The sequence below is a fragment of the Thermoanaerobacter siderophilus SR4 genome (assembly GCF_000262445.1).
Taxonomy (GTDB): Bacteria; Bacillota; Thermoanaerobacteria; order Thermoanaerobacterales; family Thermoanaerobacteraceae; genus Thermoanaerobacter; species Thermoanaerobacter ethanolicus.
In genome coordinates this window covers 2,283,246-2,310,034 of record NZ_CM001486.1, presented here as the reverse complement: position 1 = coordinate 2,310,034, position 26,789 = coordinate 2,283,246, and the positions used below count along the sequence as shown (strand labels likewise).

Genomic DNA, 26,789 nt, shown 5'->3' with positions numbered 1-26,789 from the left:
GATGAATAAAAAAGTTAGTGTATTGATACCTGCTTACAATGAAGAAGAAAGAATAATTGATACCATAAAGGGATTAAAAGATGTTGAAGAAGTTGATGAAGTCATCGTAATAAATGATGGCTCAACTGATAGTACTGCTGAAAAGGCAAGAAAAGCAGGAGCTAAAATAGTCAATATGAAGAGAAATGTTGGCAAAGGGACAGCTTTAAAAGAAGGCTTGAAATATGCAAAAAATGATGTGATAGTTTTTTTAGATGCAGATGTAGGTCTTTCGTCACGAGAAGTCAAAAAACTTATATTGCCTGTTCTTGAGGGAGAAGCAGATGTTACAATTGCTAAATTTCCAAAGACAAATATAAAAGCTGGATTTGGCTTTGTTAAAACTTTAGCCAGAAAAGGAGTAAAATACTTTACAGGATATGAAATTGAATCTGTCTTGTCAGGTCAAAGGGCTTTTAAAAAAGAGGTTTTAGAGAGTTTAAAAACTTTTTATAAAGGTTTTGGAATAGAAGTTGGTATGACAATAGATATATTAAAGAAAGGGTATAAAATAAAAGAAGTAGAAGTGAATATGACGCACTCTGTTACAGGGAGAAACTTGAAAGGCTTCCTGCACAGAGGTAAGCAGTTTTGGGATATACTAAAAGTATTAGTGTATAAGTTGTTTTCAAAGAATATTAAAGAATAGCAGGTGAGATAGTGTTTTGGACTAAAATATTAATTCCTTTAATAATGACAGTTATAACAAAAAAGCTTTTTTATAGCATTATTAACAAGCCTTTGTGTTTGAAGGAAAACTATAAAAAAGTTATGATACCTGTTTGTGGTGGTATTGTATTTGTTCCTGCTTTATTTGTGTCAATTGTACTTCTCAATTTATTTGGAGTTAGAATAGAATATCAAGAGGTAATTTTATTGAGCTTATCACTGATTTCTTTTGTCGGTTTTATAGATGATGTATTAGGAGACAGAAGTGTAAGAGGGCTAAAGGGTCATATAACTATGCTTTTAAAAGGAAAGCCTACTACAGGCAGTTTAAAGGCTTTATCAGGAATTTTAATTGCTTTTTATGTGAGTTTTAATGTTGGAAAAAATAATATAGAGGAATTGATAATAAATACCTTGATAATTGCACTTTTTACGAATTTTTTAAACCTTGTAGACTTGCGACCTGGAAGATGCGGAAAAACTTTTTTGGTTATTTCTTTAATTTTTCTAATAATCGGGAAAACCCATCCCCATTTCTTAGTCTTGCTGACTATGATTCTTTTAGTGTATTTTCCAGAAGATTTAAAAGCAAATGTGATGATGGGGGACACTGGATCAAATGTTTTAGGAATGTCTTTGGGAATAAGCAGTATTCTTATTTTTGATTTATATGGCAGGTTGATAATATTGGCGTTGCTAATTTTATTACATATTTTTACAGAAAAATATTCTTTAACTGCTTTAATCGAAAAAAATAAAGTCTTAAATTACCTCGATATGTTAGGAAGAAAAGGAGAAAGATAATGTGATTAGCGTTTATTTAGCTAAAGTAAGTAAAATTGTTGCACAAAGAGAAGGTATAACTGTTGTGGAAGTTGAGTCAGAGGGAGAAAAGGCGTTAGCTTTAAATTATGACGATATAACTGGTAAAATAGAAGTAGGAGATAAAGTTTATGTAAACCGAACTGCTCGCCTTTTAAATCTTGGGACAGGTGGCTATGACTTTATAGTTGTAAATCTCAAATACTCTGAATACGATGCTGTGGGAAATGGGCATATTATGAAATTGAGATATACGCCTTTTCAGATAAATGTGTTGACTATGGAGGAGCAAAACAGTCCTTATCACACTGCTTTTGAAGAGTTTGAAAGTTTAGAAGATTTACCTGTAATAGTTGGAGAACTTCACAGTATGGTAGCGCCTGTAGCCTTAGTGCTAAAAAGTACAAATCCTAACCTTAAAATTACATATGTGATGACAGATGGAGGATGTCTGCCTATTAGTTTCAGCAATACAGTTTTTGAGCTTAAAAAGAGGGGAATAATAGATAAAACAGTTACAATTGGACATGCTTTTGGAGGAGATTATGAATGTGTAAATATTTATACTGCTTTGATAGGTGCAAAGGAAGTGTTAAAAGCAGATGTTGTTATAGTAACGATGGGACCGGGAATAGTAGGCACAGGAACCAAATATGGGTTTTCAGGGGTAGAACAAGCCCATATAATAGATGCTACAAGTAAATTAGGAGGTAAGCCTGTACTTATCCCAAGAATTGGGTTTAATGATAAAAGGCAGAGACATCAAGGGATAAGTCACCATACTATAACTGTTTTAGAGCTGTGTAACAGTTCCTGTGTTTTGACTTTTCCTACAATGGAAAGAGAAAAAGAGAAGATAATAAAAGAACAAATAATTTCGAATCCAGTATTTTCGCGATTTACAATAGAATTTGTGGAGTCTTCCATTACTAAAAGATATATAGAAGAATCTGGGCTTAAATTGACAACAATGGGAAGAAATTATGAAAGTGAGCCAGACTTTTTTAATGCTTGTGGAGCTGCAGCCCTTTATGTGTCTTTTAAATTAGTGCGAAACTGATTTGATTACTTCTCCTAAAGTTTTGTATTTTTTATTTAGTTCCTTTAATAAAAATAATAGGGTGGAAAATTTTCCAGCATAATAAAGAGTGTTTCCCACTATAATCATATTTCTCACCTCATTTCTATAGTATGTATTTATTGCTAAAATTATACATAGAAAGGAAGATGAATTTTGGAACAAAAAGAAGTTACAGTTAACACCAACAAGATTTTTGAAGGGAAAATAATAAATTTAAGAGTAGATGAGGTAAAACTGCCTAATGGAAAAGTTACTACGCGAGAAATAGTTGAGCATCCTGGCGGTGTATCCATAGTAGCAGTTAATGAAGAAGGAAAGATTTTATTAGTCAAACAGTATAGAAAACCTGCAGAGGAGTCTTTATTAGAAATACCGGCAGGAAAATTAGAAAAGGGTGAAGACCCTTTGATTTGTGCTAAAAGAGAGTTATTAGAAGAGACAGGTTATGAAGCAAGTTTTATAAAGCATTTGATTACTTTTTATACTACTCCCGGTTTTTCTAATGAAAAAATGTATTTGTATTTTGCAAAAGATTTAAAAAAATACACTGCTCAACCTGATGAGGACGAATTTTTAGAATTATATGAATATACTCCAGAGGAATTGTGGGAAATGATTTTACAAAATCAAATAAAAGATTCTAAAACGATAATTGGAATTTTATATTATTTAAAAATGAGGAGTAGCTTATGAGATTTTACGGAGATTTGCATGTTCATGTTGCAAGGAGTATAAAAGGAGTTCCTGTAAAAATTGCGGCCTCAAAAAATTTAACTGTTTTAAATATATTAGAAAAAAGTATATTAAAGGGAATTGATATAGTTGGCATTGTAGATGGCGCTTCTCCGCTTATTTTGGAGGAGTTAAAAGAATATATACAAGAAGGAATATTATTCTCCCTTGAAGAAGGAGGGCTTAGGTATAAAAATAAAGTTACTTTGATTTTAGGCAGTGAAATAGAAATTGGCAAAGAGGAAAAGGGTTCTCCTCATTTAACTTGTTATTTTAGAGATATTGAGAGTATTTCTTTGTTTTCTCAAGAAATTTCTAAATACATTAAAAATATAAATCTAAGCTCTCAACGAGTAAATCTTACAAGTGTGCAAGTTGTTGAAATCGCAGAAAAATACAGCGGGGTTGTGATTCCCGCCCATGTTTTTACTCCCTTTAAAAGTTATTATGGCAGTTCTACTGATAGGCTTAAATATGTCTTTAAAGATTTTTATCAATATATTTATGGAGTAGAGTTAGGCCTTAGCGCGGACTCTGATATGGCTGATCAGATTGAGGAGTTACAAAATAAAACTTTTCTTTCCAATTCAGATGCCCATTCTTTAGAAAAAATAGGCAGAGAGTTTAATGTTTTTGATATAAAAGAGGCAAATTTTGAGGAGATTTTGTTGGCTATAAAAAGAGAAAAGGGAAGAGAAATTGTAAAAAATTATGGCTTAAATCCTAAATTAGGGAAATACCACAGAACTTTTTGCTTGGATTGTGGCTATATTGCGAAGGAAGGACCTCCTGTAAAAAAATGCTTAAAATGTGGAAGTTCAAATATAGTTTTAGGTGTAAAGGACAGAATAGAGGAAATTAAAGATTATGATACAAAACATCCTCCTTTTAGACCTTTATATGTCTATCAAATTCCCTTAGAATTTATTCCTAATATTGGAGGTAAGACTATCGAAAAATTGGTGAATTACTTTGGAAGTGAATTGTATGCTTTGCATCATGTACCTTATGAAGAATTAGAGAAAGTGATAGGAACTTCAAAGGCATTAAATATTTTGAGAGGAAGAGAAGGGAAATTGGATGTTTCAGCGGGAGGAGGAGGAATATACGGCAAAGTTACTATAACTTAAAAGGAATATTGTCCCCTTTTGAATCATAAATTTAAATTAGCTTTATAAAAAATAGGGGGCAATATTCTTGAAGTTTTTAAAAGGAAATCTTTATTTGCATATTAAAAATAATTTTTTATTGTATGTGTTGGCTGTAATGTCTTTAATGATAGGAATAGCAGCAGGATCTTTTACTGTTAATAACCTCACTGACATACAGATGGAGCAAATAATAGGATATATTTCGAAATTTTATCAAATTGCAAAATCTGTAGACTTGAATTCTGCCCAAATTTTTAAACAATCCCTTCTAAATAATTTTGTCACTGTTTTTGTTTTATGGATTTTAGGGGCTACAATTATAGGGATTCCTTTTATATTTTTGCTTGTGGGGATAAGAGGTTTTATTTTAGGATTTTCTATTGGAGTTTTGATAAAAGAATTTGAAACAAAAGGGATACTACTCGTATTGATGGGAATTTTGCCTCAAAATATTTTTATCTTATTAGGAATCTTGTTTATATCTGTAACGGCTATTAATTTTTCTTTATATCTTTTGAAAAATCGCAAATTTTATTTAGAAGAATTAGTATCACAATTCGTATCTTATACTTTTATGGTATATGCAGGGTTTTTAGTTATATTAATAGGCTGCTTGATAGAATCTTATCTTTCACCTTATATATTACTTTTACCGATTTTTTCACCATAAAAGAAGGAAAATGACGATTTATGTTGAATATTTATAATTAATGGATTTATTATAAAAATTCAAGAATTGTAGGGGTAAAGAATATGTTAAATAATGTGGTTGGGGAGTTTTTGGATTTTTTAACAAAGAACAAAAAACTGTCAAAAAACACTCTTGAATCTTATAACAGAGACATAAACCAGTTTTTAAATTATCTCGAAGAAATCGGAATAAACTGTTATAATGTCAAAAAATCGACAATATTAAATTATCTTTACTATTTGAAGAAAAAAGGCAAATCACAAGCAACTGTTTCTCGAAATCTTTCTTCTCTTAAAGCCTTTTATCATTATTTATTTATGAAAAAGAAAATAGAAGAAGACCCAACGTACATGATTAATACCCCGAAAGTAGAAAAAAAGCCGACCTACTACTTTAACAGTTGAACAGGTAGATATGTTACTTTCACTAGATTTTGGTGATGATGAAAAAGGACTTAGAGATAAAGCTCTTATTGAATTACTTTATGCTACAGGACTTAAAGTCTCCGAAGTTATTTCTTTAAAATTAGAAGATGTGAATCTCTCTTATGGCTATGTAGTTATTCGCTCTAATAAAGAAAGAGTTATTCCAATAGGCTCTCATGCAATTGAGGCCTTAAAAAATTACATTGAAAAAGGAAGAAAAGCAAAAAATGGAGAAAATACTCTTTTTTTAAATTTGCGAGGGCAAAAACTTACAAGACAAGGATGTTGGAAAATAATAAGAGAATACACTGATAAAATTAGTCCTGGCTTTCCTGTTACTCCAAATACGCTAAGACAATCTTTTGCGCAGCATATGCTTCAAAATGGTGCAGATATTCGAGCTGTTCAAGAAATGTTAGGTTATCAAACAGATTTAAATACAAATTTACTTTCTTTAATTTCAAAATCAAAAATAAAAGAAGTTTATAATAAATTTCACCCTCGTGCTTAAAAATATAAAAAGTATAATATTCACCCTCCAGCGCAAAATAAATAGTGATGAGGAGGGTGATTTTATGTTTAAAAGGCTTTTAACATTATTAGTGAGTGTGATACTAGCTATTTCTTTTGTCTTAAATGGCACAGTATATGCTGATACTTTAAATTTAAAGTCAAAATCTGCTATTTTGATAGAGGCTAATACTGGACAAATTCTTTATGAAAAAGATAGCCATAAGCCCTTGCCGCCTGCCAGTGTTACCAAAGTAATGACTCTTTTACTGGCGATTGAAGCAATAGATTCTGGTAAAATTAAAATAACAGATAAAGTTGTCACAAGTAAACATGCCTTTGATATGGGAGGTACACAAATATATTTAGAAGTAGGAGAGGAAATGACAGTAGATGATTTAATGAAGGCTATAGCGATGAATTCGGCAAATGATGCTTCTGTTGCTTTAGCTGAGTATATTGCGGGTACAGAGGAAAATTTTGTTGAAATGATGAATAAAAGGGCTAAGGAATTGGGAGCAAAAAATACTACTTTTAAAAATGCAACTGGACTACCTGAGGAAGGGCACTTGACAAGCGTATATGATATTGCAATGATTTCAAGGGAATTAGTAAAGCACGAGAGCATATTTAAATATCTAACCAATAAATTAGATTCTTTAAGAAATGGGAAATTTAGTCTCATAAATACTAATAAATTATTATGGCGCTATAAAGGAGCAGATGGTATTAAAACAGGATCTACTTCGGAAGCACTTTATTGTATGGCAGCAACAGCTAAAAGGGGAGATACAAGGCTAATAGCGGTGGTATTTGGAGCACCTGATTCTGAGACGAGGTTTAGTGAAGCGGCTAAGTTATTAGATTACGGATTTGCTAATTATGAAAGTGTAAAAGTAGCTTCAAAGGGGCAAAGTTTTGGCAATGTCAAAGTTTTTAAAGGAAAAAAGCAGGCTGTTAGTGTTGTGTGCCGCGATGATGAGTATATACTGATTAAAAAAGGAGAAGGTAAAAATATAAAAACAGAGGTGGAGCTAAAGAATGCTGTATTAGCTCCTCTGGCCAAAGAGGTCCCAATAGGCACTGTAAAAATAACACAGGATGGCAAGATTATAAAGACATTTAACATATATCCTCAGGAAGTAGTAGAAAAAGCGAACTTTTTTGAAAATCTCAATAAAGTTTTTATTGGATGGCTAAGATATCAGTAGTTTACTTAAGCACTAAACAGTTGTTTAGTGCTTTTTATATTTTTTAGAAAAATATCACAAAAAAGGAGGAATTTTAAAATTTACATCGAATATAATAGGGGGAGGTTGATAAAATGAGAGTAAAATTTGCAAAAAAAGAGGATACCTTGATAGTAAAAATTGAAGGTGAGTTAGACCATCATGTGGCGGAGAGCATAAAAAGTGTTATTGATGACGAGTATGAAAAAAAGTCGTGTAAAAATTTAATTTTTGATTTTAAAAATGTAAATTTTATGGATAGTTCAGGAATTGGCGTTATAATAGGAAGATATAAAAAAATCAAAGAGAATAATGGTAAGGTAGCTATAGTAAATGCCAATAAGCAATTACATAAAATTATTGAAGTTTCTGGATTGTTGCGTATAATTAAATGTTATAATGACATTGAAGAAGCCTTAAAGGAAATATAGAAGGGGGATTATCATGGAATACACAAACATGATGGAGTTAAAATTTTTAAGTAAGTCGCAAAATGAGTCTTTTGCAAGGACTGTTGTTGCAGCTTTTGCTGCTCAACTAGATCCGACAATTGAGGAAATTGCAGATATAAAAACTGCTGTTTCAGAAGCAGTTACTAACTGCATAATTCACGGATATGAGAATAAAATCGGCATCATTACTATTAAAGCTTTTATTTCAGGTAACAAAATAACAATTGAAGTCATAGATGAGGGAAAAGGGATTGTCGATATTGAGAAAGCTATGCAACCTCTTTTTACTACTCGCTTAGAAGAAGAGCGAGCAGGAATGGGTTTTACTGTCATGCAGACCTTTATGGATGAATTAGAAGTTGAATCAACTCCAGGAAAGGGAACTCTTGTCCGAATGACAAAGTATATAAGGTCTGATAAATGAGGTGACTTTATGAAAGAAGGGAATTTTGAAAAAAGTGATGAGAATTTGGAATTGATAAGAGCGGCACAAAAAAATGATAAAGAAAGCTTGGAAAAATTAATTTTAGAAAATAGTGGCCTTATTTGGAGTATTGTTAAAAAGTTTTCTAATAGAGGGTATGAATTGGAGGATTTGTATCAAATAGGTTGTATAGGTTTTGTAAAGGCAATTCAAAAATTTGATGAATCTTACAATGTAAAATTGTCAACCTATGCAGTACCTATAATAATGGGAGAAATTAAGAGATTTCTAAGAGATGATGGATTAATAAAAGTGAGTCGTTCTTTAAAGGAGCTTTCTACAAAAGCTTTTTATGTTAAAGAGATTTTAAGCAATGAATTAAATAGAGAGCCAACTATTAATGAAATTGCTGAAAGATTAAATGTAAGTCCTGAAGAAATTGCTATGGCTTTTGAATCGGCTGCTACTGCTGAGTCATTATATGACAACGCAACTCATGACGAAGATGACAGGCTTTTAATTGAAATGGTGAGTGAAGAGGAAAAAGAAGTTGATATAGACGATAAATTAGCTTTACAGATGGTTATAAATAAACTTAAACCACGAGAAAAACAAATAATATTTTTGAGATATTTCAAGGATATGACGCAGATGGAGGTGGCAAGTGTTTTAGGAATTTCCCAAGTGCAAGTATCTAGAATTGAGAAAAAAGTTTTACAAAAACTAAGAAAAGAATTGGAAGAAGTGTAGTATTTTAACACAAATACTACACTTTTTTTGAATTAATTTTGCTTATCTTCACATACTAATAATGGCTGGTGAAATGAAAATGAAAAAGATGTTAATTATAATCGTGGCAATATTGCTAATTTTTGCTGTTAGCTATTTTTATATGCATAAAACCAATAAAAAAATACCTGACAGTGCTGATTTGGTATATAAGGGAGGAGGAAATTGTATGGCAGTTGTGAAAGTATTAAATGTTGTAGGGGATTCAACAGTGAGCTGGGAAGATGCAATACACAAAGCTGTAGAAGAGGCAGCTAAGTCTATTGACAATATATCAGGAATTGAAGTTGTCAATCAAACAGCAAATGTAAAAAACGGCAAAATAGTAGAATATAAAGCTAATATACAAATAGCTTATAGAGCAGATAAAGAATTAGGTTGAAAATAAAGGAGCACCGTCTATGGTGCTCTTGTCATAAGGAAGGGTGAAATTAATGGAAAGAGATGTAAAAAAAGAGCAAGAATATAAAAACATAGCACAGAAATATGAGCCTAAACCTGCTTTGCTTAAAAACGTAGTAATGGCTTTTGTAGTAGGAGGATTGATAAGCGACATAGGGCAGTTCTTTTTAAATTTTTACCTATCAAGAGGTTATTCTATGCAAGATGCCAATACTCTTGTATCAATTACTATGGTATTTCTTGGGGCTTTTTTAACTGGAATTGGGGTCTATGACGATATAGGGAAGTTTGCAGGGGCAGGTTCTATAGTGCCAATAACAGGTTTTGCAAATTCTATTGTGTCACCGGCAATGGAGTTTAAAAGGGAAGGTTTTGTTTTTGGGGCGGCAGCAAAGATGTTTACAATTGCAGGACCTGTTATTGTATATGGGGTCAGTACTTCAATTATTATAGGTTTGATATATTATTTTTTAAAGTAAAAGGGGAAGTTAGATATGGCAAAAAAAAATTAGGCACACAAACTGTTAAGTTTAAAAATCCTCCTTCTATAATAGCTGGAGGCACTATTGTAGGACCTAAAGAAGGAGAAGGACCTTTAAGAGATTATTTTGATATGATTTTAGTAGACGATACTTATGGAGAAAAAAGTTGGGAAAAAGCAGAGTCAAAAATGTTTCAAGATGCTGTAAATTTAGCATTAAAAAAGGCCAATCTCAAGATTTCAGAAATTGATTACCTATTAGGTGGTGATTTGTTAAATCAAATTATAAGTGCAAATTTTGCTGCGCGACAACTGAATGTGCCACATTTCGGATTGTATGGTGCTTGTTCTACTATGACAGAGGGATTGACTTTAGGGGCTATGCTTATTGATGGAGGCTATGCTGACTATATAATAGCGGCAACTTCCAGCCATTTTTCTACTGCAGAAAGACAGTTTAGATATCCTTTAGAACAAGGCATTCAAAGGCCTTTTACTTCACAGTGGACGGTGACAGGTGCAGGAGCTACAATTTTAGCCTCCACAGGAGAAGGCCCTTATATTACCCATGCTACTACTGGCAAAGTTGTAGATTTGGGGATGAAGGATGCCAATAACATGGGAGCGGCAATGGCACCTGCTGCAGCAGATACAATTATCACTCATTTTAAAGATACAGGTTTTACAATAGAAGACTATGACCTTATTATGACGGGAGACATGGGAAGAGTAGGGAGAGACATACTTTTAGAGTTATTATATAAAGAGGGCTATGATATAGAGAGTAAGTATAAAGATTGTGGAATAGAAATTTTTGATGAATCACAAGACGTTCACTCTGGTGGCAGCGGTGCGGCTTGTTCTGCAGTGGTTTTGAATGGATGGCTGTTATCTCAAATACAAAATGGAGTCTATAAAAAAGTTTTATTTATGGCGACGGGAGCTCTTTTATCTCCTACCAGCAGCCAGCAAGGGGAATCTATTCCTGGGATTGCCCATGCTATTACAATATCGACAACATTATAAGGAGGTCAATATGGATTATATAAAAGCGTTTTTAATGGGAGGTTTGATTTGTGCTATTGCACAAATTTTGATTGATAAGACTAAATTGACTCCTGCAAGAATATTAGTAACATATGTGACATTAGGAGCAATACTTGGAGGCCTTGGAGTTTATAAAAAATTGATAGATATAGGTGGTGCAGGAGCTACAATACCCCTTTTGGGCTTTGGAAATTCCCTTGCCCAAGGTGTAATAAAAGCTGTTGAGAAAGATGGATTGATTGGAGTTTTTACAGGAGGATTGACAGCCACTGCCGGAGGAATTTCTGCTGCAGTATTTTTTGGGTACATTTTTTCTTTAATTTTTAATTCAAAGACTAAGAAATAAGTATAAAATAAGTATAGGTTAATGAATTTTAACTTATACTTATTTTTTTATCTTTTCCTATGGTATAATATAAAAAGCAAGGAATTATTTTGTTGGTAAAAGGGTGATTTTTTGCGTATAGAGGTTAATGAAATAGATTTAATTAAACTGCTGAAAGAAATTTCTTTAAAAACAAAAATTAAATCTTATATTGTAGGTGGAGTTGTAAGAGACTTTTTATTAGGGGTTAAAAACCTTGATATTGATGTAGTAGTGGAAGGAGACGGTATTGAGTTTGCTTATATATTGCTTTCTTATTTAAAAGGTGATATTGTAGTGTATGAAGCTTTTAGGACTGCTACCTTAAGTTATGACGGTATTTCTATTGATGTTATATCTGCTCGTAAAGAGTATTATGAACGTCCTGCTGTACTGCCAACAATCGAATTTTCAAATATATACGATGACATGGCAAGAAGAGATTTTACTATAAACACTTTGGCTTATGATGTAATAGAAGAGAAGATTTTGGATTATTTTAATGGATTAGAGGACTTAAAAAAGGGTTTAATTAGAGTCCTTCATCCTAAAAGTTTTATTGATGACCCTACCAGAATATTTAGAGCTATAAGATATGCTACTAGATATTCTTTTGAGATCGAAGAAAAGACGCATAATTTGATGAAGGATTCGATAGAAAATATCAGACTTTTGTCTGCTGATAGAATAAGGAATGAAATCTTTTTAATTTTAAAAGAAAGTAAAGCCAAAGAGATGATTGATAAGCTTATTTATTACAGTATTGATAAAGTTATTTTTGATGGAATTACACTTAATACTCAACATCTCGATACAGTATATGTAAATTTAGAAATTGAATTATACAGATTTTTAGTGCTTTTTTACTATCTAAAAGAAAAAGATATTAATGAAATTGAAAAGAGGTTGCGAATAAATAAAATTTATCTCAAGGCTTTAAAAGACTTGGTTTTTTTGAGAGAGCAACTCAATTGCCAAAATAAAAATATCAGAAAAATAAGAGAAACTATAGAAGAAACAAAAGAAGAAGTTTTAAAAGCTATTGAAGTAATGGAAGGAGAAAAAGCCGAAAAAATTATAAAGGGGAAATTGACTGTAAAGGGAAAAGACATAGAAAATTTAGGACTTCCTCCCGGTTCTTTATATGGGGAATTAATGGATAATGTGTTTGAGGCGAAAATTAATGGAATTATTGCTACAAGAGATGAAGAAATTGCATTTTTGAAAAAACTGATAGAAAAATTAAAGAAAGGAGAATAAATTTGATAGATTTTATAGATTTTTTATATAGAATACCTGCACTTCTTATTGCGATGAGTTTCCACGAATTTAGCCATGGTTATGTGGCAGATAAATTGGGGGACCCTACTCCAAGGCAAAGTGGTAGGCTTACATTAAATCCGTTAGCTCATATTGACCCCCTTGGTCTTTTAATGCTTTGGCTTTTAAGGTTTGGGTGGGCGAAACCTGTTCCTATTAATCCTTTATATTTTAGAGATAGAAAAAAAGGTGTATTGCTTGTATCCTTAGCAGGCCCTCTTTCCAACGTCTTGTTGGCTATCGTTTCTCGAATATTGATGATAGCATTTAAAGATGTTCCAATACTGTATCCACTTTTATATCTATTGTACATTTACAATTTAATTTTTGCTGTTTTCAATATAATACCGGTGCCGCCTTTGGATGGTTCAAAAGTACTGTGGAGTTTGTTACCCCCAAGAGAAGCTTATATGATTTCTCAATATGAAATGTATGGACAGGTTATTTTGCTCCTTCTTGTTTTCACTGGGGTTATAGGACAAATCATGGGGCCTCTTATGAATGCTTTGGACTCTTTTATAACTCTTATTTTAAAGCCTTTTGGGGTGTGAAGATGTACAACGTAAAATTAGAAGTGTTTGAAGGACCTTTTGATTTGCTTTTTCACCTTATAGAAAAAAATGAAATTGATTTGATGGATATCCCGATTTCAGTTATTTTAGATCAATATATGGAATATATTAAAACTTTGCAGGAAATGGATTTAAATGTGGCATCAGAATTTATTGTAATGGCAGCTACTTTATTAGAAATTAAATCTAAAAATGTTGCTTCCCAAACAGCAGTTTGAGGGACAACAATTAGAAATGGAAGAAGTAGACCCAAGAGAAGAATTAGTAACTAAATTGATTGAGTACAAGAAATATAAAATTATTGCCCAGACTTTTAAAGAAATGTGCAAAATTGGTTCTCGTTTTTTTAGAGAAGAGTCTGAAGTAAAATATATAGATAAAAAAATTGCTTTAAACTACTCTAGTGAAGATATATATAAAGCGTATCTTAAAGTTATTTCAAAAAATAACGCCAGAGAAAATGAAATAGAAATAAAAAAAGATGAATATACTGTAGAGAATAAGATTAAAGAGTTATTAGTGAAATTAGTAAAAAAGCCTTTCCTTTGGTTTAGTGAACTTATTAAGAAAAGTCGAGCAAAAGGAGAAATTATTGTTTCTTTTATCGCTGTTTTAGAGTTAGTGAGATTAAATAGAATTATAGCGGAACAAAAGACTACTTATGGGGATATACTTATTAAATCCTTTAGGAGAGGAGAAAAAAATGAGCAATGAAGGAAAAATAGAAGCTATATTGTTCGCAGCAGGGGGACCAGTAAAATTAAAAACCTTATCCAAAGTAGTAGGACTTTCTCAAGAGGAAATAGTAGATGTTGCAAACAAATTAAAAGAATATTACGACCGAGAAAATCGCGGTTTAGATATTATATTTTTTGAAGATAAAGTTCAAATGTGTACAAATGATAATTATGGAGAAATAGTTAGACAAGCTTTGGGATTAGAAATAAAACAAGGACTTTCTCAAGCAGCATTAGAGGTTTTGGCTATAATAGCTTATAATCAACCTATTACAAGGGCAGAAATTGAAAGAATAAGGGGTGTAAAAAGCGATAAAGCTATAAATACTTTGCTGGAGTATAATTTGATCAAAGAAAGCGGAAGGGCTTTATCTCCTGGTAGGCCAATACTGTATACTACTACAGAAGATTTTTTAAAGTATTTTGGAATTAAATCTTTAAAAGAGTTACCGCAAATTGAAATCACACCTTAAGGGAGGATTATATATGAAACGAAATATTGCGTCTCTACTTTTAATAGGGCTTGCTTTTACATTTCTTTCAACCACTTTTGCCTTTGCAAATGAAAAAGAGAATGAAGGTAAAAAAGCAGGTGCTCTTTTATAAAGAGTTAACCTGCTATATTTATATTATTATAAGTACAATTTTACATAGAAGTTTTCTACAATTGTACTTGCTATTTTTTCAAAAAGAGGTTATCATATATCAAGATACTATATTTCCTTTATATGGATAAAAATACAATATAGGCAGTTTTTTAATAACTATCAATTTTTTTACCAAAACTATAATAAAGACCTAAATCTTGCTTAGAAAAGGCTTATAAACAGCGTGATATGAGGTGAAATGATGAAATATTTGTCTGTTTTTTTTATAATCCTTATTTTTTTGATTTTACTGTATTTTTTGCCTCTTAAAATTAAAGTAAAAGCGAATAAAGAGGAGAAAAATATTTCCCTGGAAATAGCAGCTAATATATTTTTTGTAAATTTTTTGACCTTTAAATTACAGAAAGAGCCTGAAAAAGAGGAATTGTATTTTAAAATTTTTGGCATCCAGATACTTAAAAGTGCAGGAACAAAAAAATTAGAGAGAACTAAAAAAGAGAGAAAATTTTCGACTTTAGATATAGGATATAAAGATTTTTTTAAGATTATAGAATTTTTAAAAGATGTGCTAAAAGATACTATTGTTTATAAATTTTATTTAAATTTAAAAATTGGCTTAGAAGATGCAGCTTGGACTGCTATCTTGAACGGCTCTTTATGGGGAATAATATATACAGCTCTTATGCCGATATATAATAATGCTACTTTTACTAATGCACCGGAGGTTTATATCACACCTTACTATGGTCAGAATAAGTTAGAAGGAAATTTAATTTGCATATTTAAAATAACCTGTGGTAATATTATTATTAATGGAATAAAGTTTTTGGGTAGTTTAAATGGGAGGTGAAAATAAATGAGTGACCACCCAATCGATGCTTTGATGAAAACGACCATGGAAAGCTTAAAAGACATGATAGATGTCAATACAATAGTAGGAGATGCTGTAGAAACTCCTGATGGAACGATAATAATCCCTATCTCTCGTGTGACCTTTGGCTTTGCTGCTGGAGGCGGTGAAATTAACTTGCCAAAGAATGATAAAAAAGGTACAGAACAAGATTCATCTCAAAACATGCCCTTTGCCGGTGGCAGTGGCGCAGGGGTTTCTGTACAACCCGTTGCCTTTATGGTGGTTGGCCAAGGGCAAATCAGACTCTTGCCAGTTACTCAAAGTGCTATGCTAGAGAGAATAATAGATTTGACGCCTAAATTGATAGAAGAAATACAAAACTTGTTCAATAAAGGTAAGTCGACAAAAAAGGTACAAAATCCAACAATAAATAACAATGCTGATATTTAAAAAGTGGGGAATCCCACTTTTTTGTATATAAAGGAGGCATAAAATGAAAAAATTTATACTTTATCTTTTTATTTTGTTGTATTTTATGTCTTCTGTAAAAGTGTATGCTGAGAGCTATCCTTCTATCTCTGCTAAAGCAGCAATTGTAATGGACCAAGAGACAGGGAGAGTGTTATATGAAAAAAATTCTCATGAAAAGCTGCCAATGGCAAGCACTACAAAAATAATGACTTTGTTGGTGGCTTTAGAAAAAGGTAATTTAAATGATATTGTAACTGTCAGCAAAAGGGCTGCAAGCGTTGGAGGTTCATCTATTTGGCTTTCGCCAGGAGAAAAAATTGATATGGAAAGCTTACTTTTTGGACTTATGTTAAACTCAGGGAACGATGCCGCCACAGCTATTGCGGAACATATAGGTGGTAGTGTAGAAAGTTTTGTCGAAATTATGAACCAAAAAGCAAAAGAAATAGGGGCATATAACACCCATTTTGTAACACCTTCTGGTTTAGACATTGGCATTGATGACCATTATACTACTGCTTATGATTTAGCTTTAATAACAAGGTATGCTTTTAGATATCCTAAATTTGCAGAGATTGTATCAACAAAAGAAAAGACAATTCCTTGGGAAGGGAAAGAATGGGATAGATATTTGAGGAATAAAAATAAGCTCTTATGGATATACGAAGGAGCAGATGGAGTAAAAACTGGATTTACTAATAAAGCAGGTAGGTGTCTTGTATCTTCTGCTACAAGAGAGGGAAGGAGATTTATTGCAGTTGTTTTAAATAGTCCTCCTATGTGGGAAGATTCCATGAAAATATTAGATTATGCTTTTTCAAAGTACAAACCCTATAAAGTTTTAGAAAAAGGGGAGTTAATTAAGAAGGTAAAAGTAGAAGGTGGGAAAGAAAATACTGTATCAGTTGTAAGTGAGAAAGCATGTGTTATTCCAGCATTAGAAGAGGAGAAGCAGAATGTGAATTTAGAATTTTATCTTCCCAAAAGTGTCAAAGCTCCTGTTGAAAAAGGCGAAAAAATAGGTTATGTGACAGTAAAGATAGGAGAAGAAAAAGTTTGTGATGTCAATTGTGTAGCCTTAAAGAAAGTAGAACAAGAAGATTTTGGTTACAATTTTCAAAAGATAATAAAAAATTGGTTAAAGGTGCTGAATCCCTCTTGAATATGACTCAAGAGGGTTATTTGTTTTGTAATAGTTTTTAAGTTTGAAGAATATTTTATTAGTGTTAGGGATGTGCAAAATTAATAAAAATAATCACGACAAAAAACCAAAATATGTATGACATACAATATATAGTAATCAACACTGACAATCAAACATAAAGGAAGTGGTAAAGGAAAAAGAAAGACAAAAAGAGGAGCTAAAAAAGGGCATAAATATCCTGTAGAAGTCAAATGTTAAAAAATAGCATGAAATAGATTCAGTAAAAATTAGGCCGATTGCATCAAAGCAACAAGAGATCTAAACTCATCATATTTGCCCAATTTAATAGCTACAATAGCGACAGTAAGCAAAGTAATATGGCCAAAAGTATTAAGGTTGCTCACAGAATTAATATTTCTAACATAAGCCTTTTCAAAATCCAGAGCTTTAAAGCGGGAATTATATCTTTCTGATTCAATTCTCAATCTATAGACAGCCTTAAAATAGAGGGAATCTCTATTAATAGAGGACCTATAATCAGAAGATATAATAGCATACTTAGTACAGCCTCTATGCTTTTTGCCATTAAGATATTTAGGATGATTTATAGGGCAGGCAGAATCATCTTTAGAATTACAGAACTTGCAAACAAATTTTTGCTTAATAAAACCATCAAAATACTGCTTGCCATCTTTAAGCATTTTAATACCCGCTTCGCAGACCATATAACCATCATCAGTCAGAGGGGGATTTTTAGAATTGCGCTTGTTAAGAGGAATAAAACAATGACCGTGTAGAATATTTCTAACATAATTATAAAGTTTCTTAACATCATACCCCTTATCAGCAATAAAATTAACATACTTAAGGTTAAACCACTTATTAGTCTTCTCAAGCAAAGATAAAGCGACTTTCAAAATCAGGGGCATCAGCGGGGGTAGTAGTTTCAGCGATGGGTAAACCAGAGATAGCATCAACAATAATGTGATTTTTATAGCCCCAATTAAAACTTATAGCGTTTATTAGAAGAATCGTTAGAAGCAGAATAAACGCCTAATTTACAATCCTTATCAGAGTTAGGCTGATTATCTTTAGAGAATTTATTTTTAGAAAAAGACTTAGGGTTATTTAACTTAGTGTTAGCTTTAATAGGGGTAGAGTCCATGGAAATAAACTCACCAGAGATAATGCCCATATTTTTGAGGATATTGACCTGGTTTTGAAAGATAGAGGTCAAATAATCATGAGAGAACTCATTAATAAAACGGCGAAAAGTCCAATAAGAAGGAAGAGGTTTAGAAATGTCGAAGCCACAAAGATGAGCAATGATAAGATTATTGCGGAGATAATCTAAAAGGTCAGAAATTGTGCCAAATCTTTCAGCTTTCATGACAATAAAAGCTCTAAAAAGTGCATGATGAGAGTAACCCTTACGGCCAGGACTAGAGGAAGGGAATTCAGGTATTGAAGACAGGTCAAGATTTTCAAACATAGAAGAATAGAAATCAATTTTAGACTGAGAGGTAAAGAGTTCAGGTATATTTAAAAGTAATTGAAGCTGATACATGTAGGATTTCCTCCTTCTTAAAAAATTTTTTATAGTGTATATATAATAATTCGACAAATGGGAGGGGAAATCCTACATAAAAGATAAAAAATTCAAGAGTGATAGGAAAAAAGTATGTCTGTAGAATGGCTTAAATGAAGGCTTCTGAATTTTGCACAAGTCTAATTAGTGTGAAATTGGAGGTGAGATAAATTGGCAAATAGATTAGAATGCATTGACGCTGGTACTGATTATTGTCCTTGCTATTTGGCTGAATTAAATGAGTGCATAGTATGTTCACAACTTCAGGGGAAAAATTTTTGCGATTGTAATTGGCGAGGAGTTTGTATCTTTCAGGAATTTGTTTGGGCAGGATACAAGGCTAAAGCTACCCGCAGCACAATTTTTTCTAAAGTGTTAAAAAGGGAAGAAATTAACGAAGAAGTTATAATTTTGACTCTTAAAGTACCAAATAAGATGGCACGAGATTTGAATGAACCAGGTTCTTTTGTTTTTTTAAGAGGAATTTCAAGCCCACCTTTTTTTGATACTCCTATGTCAGTAATGTATGCAGACGAGCTTGAAGGAATAATCAAGATAGCTATACAAGTAAGTGGTCCAAAAACAAAATTGATTCAAAAAGCTGAGGAAGGAGAAGAGGTTTATTTAAGAGGGCCTTATTGGAATGGGCTTTTAGGTCATAGGTATATTAAAGGAATTCACAATTCTAAGGCTTTAGTTGTTTTGAGAGGAATTGCACAAGCTCCGGGGGTAATTGTTATTTCAAAACTAATAAACAACAAAAACAAAGTTATTGCTATCGTAGACAAAGGAAAAGTAGGAGTAAATTTTATAAATGACTATTTGAAAGAGTTTAATATAATGATAATTGAAACAGACCTTTTAAGCGAAGAAGGAGAAAGAATTTTAAAGGAGTTAATTAAAGATAAAGAAATAACGGTTGTATATAGTGGAGGCTCTGATGAACAGCATGTGAATATTTTAAATTATTTGGACTTATATAATCAAGAAGCCTATTTAGCGGTTTCAAACAATAATACTATATGCTGTGGTGAAGGGATATGTGGTAGTTGTGAAGTTCAGATAGGATACCAAAAAGTAAGAACCTGTAAGGTTCAAGTGGATATTAGAAAAGCTTTGGAAAGGAAGATGTTACATGGTTAAAGTTGTTGTAATAGGTGGAGGTTGGGCTGGTTGTGCAGCTGCTTTAACGGCTCGAAAAGCAGGAGCGGAAGTAGTGCTTTTAGAAAAGACTGATATGCTTTTGGGATGCGGACTTGTAGGAGGTATAATGAGAAATAACGGGAGATATACTGCTGCAGAAGAACTTATATATTTGGGTGGAAATGAACTTATTGAAATAACAGATAAGGCAGCAAGACATGTAAATATCAACTTTCCTGGCCATGCTCATGCAAATCTGTATGATGTGACAATGGTAGAACCAATGATTAGAAAAATGTTACTTGAAAAAGGGGTTACTATTAAGCTGATGACAAGAGCTACAGATGTTGTGATGGAAAGCAAAAAAAGAATAAAAGGAATAGTTTTAGCAGATGATACTATAGAGTATGGAGATGTTTTTATAGAAACTACTGGTTCTACAGGACCTATGGGCAATTGCCTAAGATATGGAAACGGATGTGCTATGTGTATTTTAAGGTGCCCTTCTTTTGGTCCTCGAATTAGCATAAGTTATAGGGCAGGTGTAGAAGACCTTTTAGGAATGAGGGCAGATGAAGTTTATGGTGCTTTTAGTGGTTCATGTAAATTAAATAAAGAATCTTTAAGCAAAGAGATAAGAGAAAAGCTGGAAAGAGATGGAGTAGTAGTATTGCCTGTGCCTAAAGAAGATATTAACATGGAAAAATTGAATTTGAAGGTGTGTCAACAATATGCATTGCCAGAATACGCAGAAAATGTTATACTATTAGATACTGGTTATGTAAAGCTCATGACTCCTTTTTATCCATTAGAAAAACTTAGAAAAATTCCTGGCTTAGAAAGAGCACGTTATGATGACCCCTATTCTGGAGGAAAAGCTAATTCTGTAAGATATTTGTCAATGGCACCGCGAGATAATACAATGAAAGTTATAGGTTTAGAGAATTTATTATGTGCAGGGGAGAAGTCTGGCTTGTTTACTGGGCATACTGAGGCAATGGTGACAGGATGTCTTGCTGGACATAACAGCGTAAGATTAGCTCTTGGCATGCCTCTTTTGGAGTTACCAAGGAATTTAGCTTCTGGTGATTTGATAGCATATGCTAATGAAAGCATAAAGACGAAAGAAGGCTTGAAAAAGAGGTATACTTTTGCAGGGGCAGAATATTTTGAGAGGATGAAACAATTAGGCCTTTATACTACTGATACCAACTTGATAAAAGAAAGGATCATGAGAAATAATTTATTAAAAATTTATGACGAAAAACTTGTATAAACGAAAAAATGGGTGAACACAAATGGAAAGGTTGCAAAAATACTTAGCAGAATGTGGAATAGCCTCACGAAGAAAGTGCGAAGAGTATATTTTACAAGGCCGTGTAAAAGTAAATGGAAAAGTAGTAAAAGAGTTGGGAGTAAAAATCAATCCTGATGTTGACATAATTGAATTTGATGATAAAATTGTGAGAAGAGAAAAGAAAAAAGTTTATATTATGTTAAATAAGCCAACAGGATATATTACTTCCGTAAAAGACCAGTTTGGCAGGCCTACAGTGATGGACTTAGTTAAAGTTAAGGAAAGAATATATCCTGTTGGCCGCTTAGATTATGATACATCAGGGCTTCTGTTACTCACAAATGATGGGGAGATAGCCAATATCTTAATGCATCCTCGACATGAAATTGTGAAGACGTATATTGCAAAAATCAAAGGAATTCCAACACAAGAAGAGTTGGAAAGGTTTAGAAATGGACTTTTGATAGGAGATTATTTGACTTCGAAAGCAGAAATAGAGATTTTAGCAGTTAAAAATGGGACAAGTGTTGTAGAAATAAAAATTCATGAAGGGAAAAATAGACAAGTTAGAAGAATGTGTGAGGCTATTGGACATCCTGTTATTTCTCTTACAAGAACTAAAATTGGTGAGTTATCTTTAGAAGGGTTAAAACCAGGAGAGTGGAGGTATTTGACACAAAAGGAAATAGATTATTTAAAAAGCTTGAGGTGAAGTATGTTTTCAGTTAACTTTGCTAAAGCAGAGGATTTCGAAATTATTAAAAAAATTGCTAATGAGTGTAATTTGAAGGGAACTTTAAATTTTTTAGAAGAGATTTTCATGATTGCAAGAGAAGACAAGCCTTTTGGCTTTATTTCTATGAAAGTAGAAAATAATAATGCTATAATAACTAATTTGGCAATTTTGCCTTCCTACAGGGATAAGGGGTTTGAAAATTTAATGGTAAGAGTAGTACTTAATCATGCCCTAGATATGGGGTTAGAAAATGCTTGTGTCAATATACCTTTTTATAAAGATTTTTTTGTAAATTAGGTTTTAAAGAAAAAGGCGATTTTCAGATAGTTAAATTAAAAGAGTTTTTTGGAGAGTGAGATATTTTTTTAAATATATTATTAAAAATCTTGGAGGTGTTTTCAATGGAATTATGGTTTACAGAAAATCAGGATGAAAATTTGAGATTTTCTTTGAAAGTTAAAGAAACATTGGTGGTAGAAAAAACTCCTTATCAACATTTAGCAATACTCGATACATATCAATTTGGAAGAGTATTAACTTTAGATGGTATACTTCAAACCACTGAAAAAGATGAATTTGTATATCATGAGATGATAGTACATGTACCCCTCTTTACTCATAAAAATCCAAAAAGCGTGTTAATTGTTGGAGGCGGAGATGGAGGCTCAGTAAGAGAGGTCTTAAAGCACCCTTCTGTAGAAAGAGTAGTTTTGGCAGAAATTGACGAGGCAGTAGTGAGAAATTCTAAAAAATATCTTCCTACAATAAGCCAGGCATTAGATGACCCAAGAGTAGAAATAATGATTGGAGATGGAATTAAATATGTTAATGAACACAAAAATGAATTTGATGTGGTAATAGTGGATTCTACTGACCCAATTGGGCCAGCTGTAGGGCTTTTTACTTCTGATTTTTATAAAGCCGTATATGAATGCTTGAAAGAAGATGGTATTATTGTGGCTCAGACAGAATCACCTTTTATTTATGGAAAATTGATAAACAAACTCAGCAAAATGTTCAAAGAAATATATCCTATTACAAAAGCATATATAGCAACAATACCGACTTATCCAGGAAGTTTGTGGACTTTTACCATGGGTTCAAAAAAATATGACCCTGAAGAAGTGGACATAAATTCTATTCCAAGAATAGATACTAAATACTATACACCTGAAATTCACAAAGCGGCCTTTGTATTGCCTAAATTTGTGAAGGATATTTTTGATGAGGTGTAATATGATAGAAGGAAAATATTTTGTTGATCCGGGAAAGTTTTTAGGGGCTACTGAAGATTATGAAAAGGCAGAGGTAGTTATAGTAGGTTTGCCTATGGATTACACAGTGAGTTTCAAAGCAGGAAGCCGCTTTGGACCTGCTGCCATAAGGCAAGCCTCTTATGGTTTAGAATATTATAGTGTGTATTTAGATAGGAGGCTGGAAGATAAGAAATTTTATGATTTAGGAGATTTAGTACTTCCTTATGGGAATGTGGAAAAGAGTTTAGATTTAATCTCAAAAGCTACAGAAGACATTTTGAAAAGTGAAAAAAAGGATTGTTCTTGGGTGGAGAACATTTAGTGACTTATGGAATTTTAAAAGAGTACTTAAAAAAATATGAGGATAACCTTGTAATCCTTCATTTTGATGCCCATACTGATTTAAGAGAAGAATTTTTTGGTGAAGCATATTCTCACGCTACAGTGATGAGAAAAGTATGGGATATTGCTAAGGGTATTAAAATGTATAATTTTGGGATAAGGTCAGGTGAAAAAGAAGAATTTGAGTTTGCAGAAAAAAATACCCATATGTTTTTGTACGAAGTAGTTGAACCTTTGAAAGGTGTAATTGATGATATAAAAGATTATCCAATTTATATTAGCTGGGATATAGATGTTGTAGACCCTGCTTTTGCACCAGGCACTGGTACACCAGAACCAGGGGGAATAACCACAAAAGAGGCATTAGAGGCTATTCATATTTTAAAAGATTTAAATGTCGTTGGGATGGATTTGGTGGAAGTCTCGCCTTCTCACGATATAGCTGGTATAACCTCTATTTTAGCAGCTAAACTTATAAGGGAATCTATCCTTTCCTTCTTCTAAAATTTTGAGCCTTTTGGCTCTTTTTTTATTTTGTTTCTTTTGAAAAAATAGTATAATATATTATGAGGAGGTATTAATATGAGCAATAAAATTAAAATTACAGAAACTGTATTAAGAGATGCCCATCAGTCACTCTTGGCTACTCGAATGTCGACGGAAGAAATGCTCCCAATTGCAGAAAAATTGGATGCAGTAGGATATTATTCTATTGAAGCGTGGGGAGGAGCTACCTTTGATGCTTGTATGAGATTTCTTGACGAAGACCCTTGGGAAAGATTAAGAAGATTAAAGAAAAGGATAAAAAATACGCCTCTTCAAATGCTTTTGAGAGGACAAAATCTATTAGGATATAGGCATTATCCTGATGATATAGTAGAAAGATTTATTGAGAAGGCTGTTTACAATGGAATAGATATAATAAGAATTTTTGATGCTTTAAATGATGTACGAAATCTTGAAGTTGCTATAAAAGCTACTAAAAAGGCGGGAGCTCACGCTCAAGGTACCCTTGTTTATACTATAAGTCCTGTTCACAACATTGACCATTATATTAAAGTAGCAAAAGAGCTGACAGAATTAGGAGTAGATTCCATATGCATAAAGGATATGTCAGGAATATTAACTCCTTATGTTGCTTATGAGTTAGTAAAAAGCCTTAAAGATACAGTAAATGTTCCTATACAGTTGCACAGCCATTATACGAGTGGAATGGCGGCAATGACTTATCTTAAAGCAATAGAGGCTGGAGTAGATATAATAGACACTGCTATTTCACCTTTGGCATTAGGAACTTCTCAACCTGCTACAGAAACAATGGTGGCAGCTTTAAAAGGCACTCAATATGACACTGGTTTGGATATGGAGTTATTATCAGAGATTGCTTCATACTTTAAAGAAGTAAAACAAAATCACAATAAAGAAATAGATTTATCTATGGTTATGGGTGTAGATACAGATGTATTAATTTATCAAGTTCCAGGAGGAATGCTATCAAATTTGATTTCCCAATTGAAACAACAAAATGCTTTAGATAAGTACCCGGAGGTTTTAAAAGAAATTCCTAAAGTTAGAGAAGAATTAGGATACCCACCTCTTGTTACTCCTATGAGTCAGATGGTAGGGACTCAAGCCGTCTTGAATGTAATAACTGGAGAAAGGTATAAAATGGTACCAAAAGAAGTAAAAGATTATGTGAAAGGACTGTATGGTAGACCACCAGCGCCAATTTCAGAAGAAATAAAGAAGAAAATAATAGGAGATGAAGAGGTAATAGATGTTAGACCAGCAGATCTTTTAAAACCGCAATTTGAAGCGATTAAAGAAGAGATTAAAGAGTATTATGAACAAGAAGAAGATGTTTTATCTTATGCTCTTTTCCCACAAGTAGCAAAGAAATTTTTTGAATACAGAAGAGCAAAAAAATATCAAATAGATGCAACTCTTCTTAATATGGAATATATGACATATCCAGTCTGACAGGGAAATAATCTTCCCTGTTTTTTATATTTAAAAATCCCTCCTGTAACATATATTTTTATCCTTCATAACATGTAGTAGAAAGTTTAAGTTTAAAAGGAGGGAAATAAGATGACAATAGATGGATCTTATTACAATCCCAACTATCCTAAGTATCCTTACCATCATCCCTATTATCCACATCATCCTCATCCGGGACATTGTAAGACTTTTTATACAGTGCAGCCAGGAGATACTATGTGGTCTATAGCGAATATGTTTGGAATAAGTCTTGACTGCTTAATAAGAGCTAATCCTCAGATATCGGATCCTAATTTGATATATCCAGGGCAACAAATTTGCATACCTTTCTATTGTCCACCAGTATCTCCAGAAACCTGCAAAACAATATACACAGTAAAACCGGGAGACAGTATGTGGTCTATAGCGAATATGTTTGGAATAAGTCTTGACTGCTTAATAAGAGCTAATCCTCAGATATCGGATCCTAATTTGATATATCCAGGGCAACAAATTTGCATACCTTTCTACTGTCCACCAGTGTCTCCAGAGACCTGCAAGACAATATACACAGTAAAACCGGGAGACAGTATGTGGTCAATAGCTAATATGTTTGGCGTAAGTCTTGATGCATTGATAAGAGCAAATCCACAAATACCAGATCCCAATTTGATATACCCAGGACAACAAATATGTATACCTTCTGCCTAAATATTTAATTGTTAAGGCACCTTTTAAGGTGCCTTAACAATTAATGTGAAGATATATAGTATTAGGATAATTGCTTGTATATTTTATAACTTTTACAGTCCCTGGTTGAATATTTTTTCCACATTTTAAGCATAGGTAATTTTTGTTTTCTTGCAAATAAGTGTAGCTTATTTCTACCTCTAATTTTCCATATTTTTTCCAGCTATTCCACCCAGTTTTTGCACAATTTGGCTCTGTTTTCATAATCGGCATATACCCATCTCAGCAATCGATGAAAATGAAAAGGATATTTTGTGTATCTTAAAAACTTTTCTGGCAATCCTAAAGATAAAGCGTAATTTTCAAAAGAATTTTCTATTATATCCTGAAGAGGATTTAATATTTGGGTACTTTCCCAATTATACTCTTCTTGTTCTAACCATTTTCTAAAAGTATCAAACATGTAACCTCTACAAACTTGTATTTTTTCAGTTTTGCTTACTTTAAGCTTTTCTAAAAGTTTTTTCCCGATTTCACAGGCTTTTTTTAAATACAATTTATTTTTAAAGTTTTCTTCGTTATAATATTCTATGGGAATTATATCACAGAAAAATTCTCCGGTTTCTACTCTCATAGCCCCAATACACGTTCCACCTACTAAACTTCCACTTCCCGCGTCGTCTATTTGTATCACTGTATCACTCCTTGCCTATATATAAATTTTGTAATAAAATCAAAGTAATT

At 32.5% G+C, this 26,789-nt stretch carries 27 protein-coding genes and 5 pseudogenes; 30 read left to right on the top strand and 2 right to left on the bottom strand.

Going from position 1 to position 26,789, the window contains the following annotated elements:
- Window position 1: 1 nt before the first annotated feature.
- The 22 genes and pseudogenes from THESIDRAFT1_RS11415 (at window position 2) to THESIDRAFT1_RS11310 (ending at window position 17,031) form a co-directional block, all read left to right on the top strand.
- Window positions 2-688 carry a glycosyltransferase family 2 protein gene (locus THESIDRAFT1_RS11415; protein ID WP_004396342.1) on the top strand — a complete coding sequence of 229 codons (687 nt, stop codon included), beginning with the start codon at window positions 2-4 and terminating at the stop codon, window positions 686-688.
- 11 nt (window positions 689-699) lie between these two features.
- Window positions 700-1,512 carry an MraY family glycosyltransferase gene (locus tag THESIDRAFT1_RS11410; protein ID WP_003871241.1) on the top strand — a complete coding sequence of 271 codons (813 nt, stop codon included), beginning with the start codon at window positions 700-702 and terminating at the stop codon, window positions 1,510-1,512.
- 1 nt (window position 1,513) lies between these two features.
- Window positions 1,514-2,590: a DUF3866 family protein gene (locus tag THESIDRAFT1_RS11405; protein ID WP_003871242.1), complete on the top strand. Its 1,077-nt coding sequence runs from the start codon at window positions 1,514-1,516 to the stop codon at window positions 2,588-2,590.
- A gap of 174 nt (window positions 2,591-2,764) precedes the next feature.
- Window positions 2,765-3,304 carry an NUDIX hydrolase gene (locus THESIDRAFT1_RS11400; protein WP_003871244.1) on the top strand — a complete coding sequence of 180 codons (540 nt, stop codon included), beginning with the start codon at window positions 2,765-2,767 and terminating at the stop codon, window positions 3,302-3,304.
- Entirely contained in the window at window positions 3,301-4,473 is a 1,173-nt protein-coding gene (locus THESIDRAFT1_RS11395) for an endonuclease Q family protein (RefSeq protein WP_006570445.1), read from the top strand. The genes THESIDRAFT1_RS11400 and THESIDRAFT1_RS11395 overlap by 4 nt, the downstream gene beginning before the upstream one ends.
- 67 nt (window positions 4,474-4,540) lie before the next feature.
- Window positions 4,541-5,164 (top strand): stage II sporulation protein M, encoded by a 624-nt coding sequence (spoIIM, locus tag THESIDRAFT1_RS11390; protein ID WP_003871246.1) that lies wholly within the window; start codon window positions 4,541-4,543, stop codon window positions 5,162-5,164.
- A gap of 83 nt (window positions 5,165-5,247) precedes the next feature.
- Window positions 5,248-6,121, top strand: a pseudogene (locus tag THESIDRAFT1_RS11385) (site-specific tyrosine recombinase).
- 64 nt (window positions 6,122-6,185) lie between these two features.
- A complete protein-coding gene (locus tag THESIDRAFT1_RS11380; RefSeq protein WP_003871248.1) occupies window positions 6,186-7,331 on the top strand; it encodes a D-alanyl-D-alanine carboxypeptidase family protein in 1,146 nt (381 codons plus the stop codon).
- Between the two features lie 113 nt (window positions 7,332-7,444).
- A complete protein-coding gene (gene spoIIAA / locus THESIDRAFT1_RS11375; RefSeq protein WP_006570443.1) occupies window positions 7,445-7,780 on the top strand; it encodes an anti-sigma F factor antagonist in 336 nt (111 codons plus the stop codon).
- 13 nt (window positions 7,781-7,793) lie between these two features.
- A complete protein-coding gene (spoIIAB, locus tag THESIDRAFT1_RS11370) occupies window positions 7,794-8,225 on the top strand; it encodes an anti-sigma F factor (protein ID WP_006570442.1) in 432 nt (143 codons plus the stop codon).
- Window positions 8,226-8,234: 9 nt separating this feature from the next.
- Window positions 8,235-8,975: an RNA polymerase sporulation sigma factor SigF gene (gene sigF, locus THESIDRAFT1_RS11365; RefSeq protein WP_003870636.1), complete on the top strand. Its 741-nt coding sequence runs from the start codon at window positions 8,235-8,237 to the stop codon at window positions 8,973-8,975.
- A 61-nt stretch (window positions 8,976-9,036) separates the two neighbouring features.
- Window positions 9,037-9,396 (top strand): dodecin family protein, encoded by a 360-nt coding sequence (locus THESIDRAFT1_RS14810; RefSeq protein WP_003870637.1) that lies wholly within the window; start codon window positions 9,037-9,039, stop codon window positions 9,394-9,396.
- Between the two features lie 52 nt (window positions 9,397-9,448).
- Window positions 9,449-9,895 carry a stage V sporulation protein AC gene (spoVAC, locus tag THESIDRAFT1_RS11355; protein WP_003867999.1) on the top strand — a complete coding sequence of 149 codons (447 nt, stop codon included), beginning with the start codon at window positions 9,449-9,451 and terminating at the stop codon, window positions 9,893-9,895.
- Window positions 9,877-10,923: a stage V sporulation protein AD gene (gene spoVAD / locus THESIDRAFT1_RS11350; RefSeq protein ID WP_006570441.1), complete on the top strand. Its 1,047-nt coding sequence runs from the start codon at window positions 9,877-9,879 to the stop codon at window positions 10,921-10,923. The genes spoVAC and spoVAD overlap by 19 nt, the downstream gene beginning before the upstream one ends.
- Before the next feature lie 10 nt (window positions 10,924-10,933).
- Entirely contained in the window at window positions 10,934-11,290 is a 357-nt protein-coding gene (gene spoVAE / locus THESIDRAFT1_RS11345; RefSeq protein WP_003867997.1) for a stage V sporulation protein AE, read from the top strand.
- A gap of 111 nt (window positions 11,291-11,401) precedes the next feature.
- On the top strand, window positions 11,402-12,568 hold the full coding sequence (locus THESIDRAFT1_RS11340; protein ID WP_006570440.1) for a CCA tRNA nucleotidyltransferase: 1,167 nt from the start codon (window positions 11,402-11,404) through the stop codon (window positions 12,566-12,568).
- Window positions 12,569-12,570: 2 nt separating this feature from the next.
- Entirely contained in the window at window positions 12,571-13,179 is a 609-nt protein-coding gene (locus THESIDRAFT1_RS11335; protein ID WP_003867995.1) for a site-2 protease family protein, read from the top strand.
- 2 nt (window positions 13,180-13,181) lie between these two features.
- Window positions 13,182-13,914: pseudogene (locus THESIDRAFT1_RS11330) on the top strand (segregation and condensation protein A).
- The gene (scpB, locus tag THESIDRAFT1_RS11325) at window positions 13,904-14,410 is read left to right on the top strand and encodes an SMC-Scp complex subunit ScpB (protein WP_006570439.1); all 507 of its coding nucleotides are present in this window, start codon (window positions 13,904-13,906) and stop codon (window positions 14,408-14,410) included. The pseudogene THESIDRAFT1_RS11330 and the gene scpB overlap by 11 nt, the downstream one beginning before the upstream one ends.
- Before the next feature lie 376 nt (window positions 14,411-14,786).
- Window positions 14,787-15,395: a DUF2953 domain-containing protein gene (locus THESIDRAFT1_RS11320; RefSeq protein ID WP_003870643.1), complete on the top strand. Its 609-nt coding sequence runs from the start codon at window positions 14,787-14,789 to the stop codon at window positions 15,393-15,395.
- 6 nt (window positions 15,396-15,401) lie between these two features.
- Window positions 15,402-15,848 (top strand): GerW family sporulation protein, encoded by a 447-nt coding sequence (gene ytfJ / locus THESIDRAFT1_RS11315; RefSeq protein WP_003870644.1) that lies wholly within the window; start codon window positions 15,402-15,404, stop codon window positions 15,846-15,848.
- A gap of 43 nt (window positions 15,849-15,891) precedes the next feature.
- Window positions 15,892-17,031 (top strand): D-alanyl-D-alanine carboxypeptidase family protein, encoded by a 1,140-nt coding sequence (locus THESIDRAFT1_RS11310; RefSeq protein WP_006570438.1) that lies wholly within the window; start codon window positions 15,892-15,894, stop codon window positions 17,029-17,031.
- A 269-nt stretch (window positions 17,032-17,300) separates the two neighbouring features.
- Here the strand turns inward: THESIDRAFT1_RS11310 and THESIDRAFT1_RS11305 are convergent.
- Window positions 17,301-18,580, bottom strand: a pseudogene (locus THESIDRAFT1_RS11305) (transposase).
- Between the two features lie 192 nt (window positions 18,581-18,772).
- Between THESIDRAFT1_RS11305 and THESIDRAFT1_RS11300 the strand changes: the two are divergent.
- The 8 genes and pseudogenes from THESIDRAFT1_RS11300 to safA all read left to right on the top strand — a co-directional run bounded on the left by THESIDRAFT1_RS11300 (window position 18,773) and on the right by safA (window position 26,066).
- Entirely contained in the window at window positions 18,773-19,744 is a 972-nt protein-coding gene (locus THESIDRAFT1_RS11300) for a sulfide/dihydroorotate dehydrogenase-like FAD/NAD-binding protein (protein ID WP_004396305.1), read from the top strand.
- A complete protein-coding gene (locus THESIDRAFT1_RS11295; protein ID WP_003870647.1) occupies window positions 19,737-21,020 on the top strand; it encodes an FAD-dependent oxidoreductase in 1,284 nt (427 codons plus the stop codon). Before THESIDRAFT1_RS11300 ends, THESIDRAFT1_RS11295 begins: the two co-directional genes overlap by 8 nt.
- A gap of 22 nt (window positions 21,021-21,042) precedes the next feature.
- The gene (locus THESIDRAFT1_RS11290) at window positions 21,043-21,753 is read left to right on the top strand and encodes a pseudouridine synthase (protein WP_003870648.1); all 711 of its coding nucleotides are present in this window, start codon (window positions 21,043-21,045) and stop codon (window positions 21,751-21,753) included.
- A gap of 3 nt (window positions 21,754-21,756) precedes the next feature.
- Entirely contained in the window at window positions 21,757-22,074 is a 318-nt protein-coding gene (locus THESIDRAFT1_RS11285; protein ID WP_006570435.1) for a GNAT family N-acetyltransferase, read from the top strand.
- 104 nt (window positions 22,075-22,178) lie between these two features.
- Window positions 22,179-23,012 carry a polyamine aminopropyltransferase gene (gene speE, locus THESIDRAFT1_RS11280; protein WP_003867984.1) on the top strand — a complete coding sequence of 278 codons (834 nt, stop codon included), beginning with the start codon at window positions 22,179-22,181 and terminating at the stop codon, window positions 23,010-23,012.
- A gap of 1 nt (window position 23,013) precedes the next feature.
- Window positions 23,014-23,879: pseudogene (gene speB, locus THESIDRAFT1_RS14805) on the top strand (agmatinase).
- Between the two features lie 78 nt (window positions 23,880-23,957).
- Window positions 23,958-25,355, top strand: coding sequence for an oxaloacetate decarboxylase subunit alpha (locus tag THESIDRAFT1_RS11270; RefSeq protein WP_003870653.1), 1,398 nt, complete (start codon window positions 23,958-23,960; stop codon window positions 25,353-25,355).
- Between the two features lie 111 nt (window positions 25,356-25,466).
- Window positions 25,467-26,066, top strand: coding sequence for a SafA/ExsA family spore coat assembly protein (gene safA / locus THESIDRAFT1_RS11265; protein WP_006570433.1), 600 nt, complete (start codon window positions 25,467-25,469; stop codon window positions 26,064-26,066).
- Between the two features lie 33 nt (window positions 26,067-26,099).
- Here safA and THESIDRAFT1_RS11260 read toward each other — a convergent pair.
- Window positions 26,100-26,739: pseudogene (locus THESIDRAFT1_RS11260) on the bottom strand (hypothetical protein).
- Window positions 26,740-26,789 lie beyond the last annotated feature (50 nt).